The following is a 1,337-nucleotide window of genomic DNA, read 5'->3' as shown; positions in this document are numbered from 1 at the left end:
GTGTTTCTTCGGTACTTTCGCCCCCGTCATCTAGCAGTACGAGATTTCGTAACCTCTCGTCTAATTCGCACTCAAGCCCTGAATACGGCATCTGTAAGGACGCCGTAACTTCTAACGAAATCTCGTTTTTGCCAGGTTTAAGAGTAATATCGACTAACGAAGTGTTTTCTGAAAGATCAACATCAAACTGCCTCGTGTCATTATTATGAGAATGCTCAACGATTACACCAAATTCGCGAACCTCAATAGCCGCCTGATCAAGCCTTTCAAACTGAAGTGTAGAAAGTACAGTTTCACCGAGAGAATCTGCTTGAGTTAACTCAGGCAAAACGTTTGGAGCGAAGAACTGTTCAACCTGAGCAAAGCCTAGCGTAGTAATGTCTGACAAATGCTCTAAATTAAACTGATAATCAAACTGCCTATAATCAAAGCTAAATGGAAGACCAGAAAACGATACACTATCGAGCAACACTGGTGTCTCGTAAGGAGAATCTTCCAAACAATAAGGACTAGGCTCGGGTTCAACTTCGGCGGGAATTATCAAATCATCCTGCCTACCACAAGCAATTAAAATGAAACTTAGAGATATGACAGATAAAGTTTTATAAGAGCGGGCGAGCATGAATATTTTAGTCCTTTAGATGCGCGGCTATGATCGAACTATTGAGAAGAAAGAATACAAACCCTTAAGGCAATGACGATAATTATACGTGTATATCAAAGCAACAATCATGATATTGAACACATTTCTTTAAAGATTTATCAAACAACTAATAAAAATTAGTGACTTAGAGTGTGTTAAACTTGGTTTAATTAACCGTAGATTCCAAATTTCTTCTTTTCGACCCTTATGATTAACAACTCAGAGCCATCACAGAAAAATAGTTCACCAGCTATTGAGCCTAGCCGCAAGTTTTCAGTCGCCCCGATGATGGATTGGACTGATCGCCACTATCGCTATATGGCACGCCTACTTTCAAAACATACCCTTCTTTATACCGAAATGGTGACTACTGGCGCAATTATCCATGGGGGTGCTGATCGATTTCTCAGGTATAACAATGAAGAACACCCTATTGCACTTCAGCTTGGTGGGAGTAAGCCGTCCGAGTTATCACGATGCGCAGAAATTGCCGCTCAATTTGGCTATGACGAGATCAATTTAAACGTTGGCTGCCCAAGCGACAGAGTGCAAAATAACATGATTGGCGCTTGCTTAATGGCTCACGCTGACCTCGTTAAGCAATGTATTTCTGCGATGAAAAATACTGTAGACATCCCGATCACTGTTAAGCATCGAATTGGAATAGATGAACATGATAGCTATGAGTTTGTTC

General features: G+C 40.8%; 2 protein-coding genes. One reads left to right on the top strand and one right to left on the bottom strand.

All coding sequences use genetic code 11. The annotated features are described in order from the left end of the window. Positions 1-544, bottom strand: a 544-nt coding sequence (locus A3735_RS22690; protein WP_156499841.1) for a hypothetical protein, incomplete at its 3' end; no start/stop codon positions are given. Positions 545-850: 306 nt separating this feature from the next. On the opposite strand from A3735_RS22690, the gene dusA reads away from it, so the two are divergent. After that, on the top strand, positions 851-1,337 hold a 487-nt coding region (gene dusA, locus A3735_RS22685; protein ID WP_156499840.1), incomplete at its 3' end, for a tRNA dihydrouridine(20/20a) synthase DusA.

The sequence above is a fragment of the Oleiphilus sp. HI0061 genome, assembly GCF_001635675.1.
Note: the sequence above shows the minus strand (reverse complement) of the source record. Positions and strands in the feature narration are given on the sequence as shown.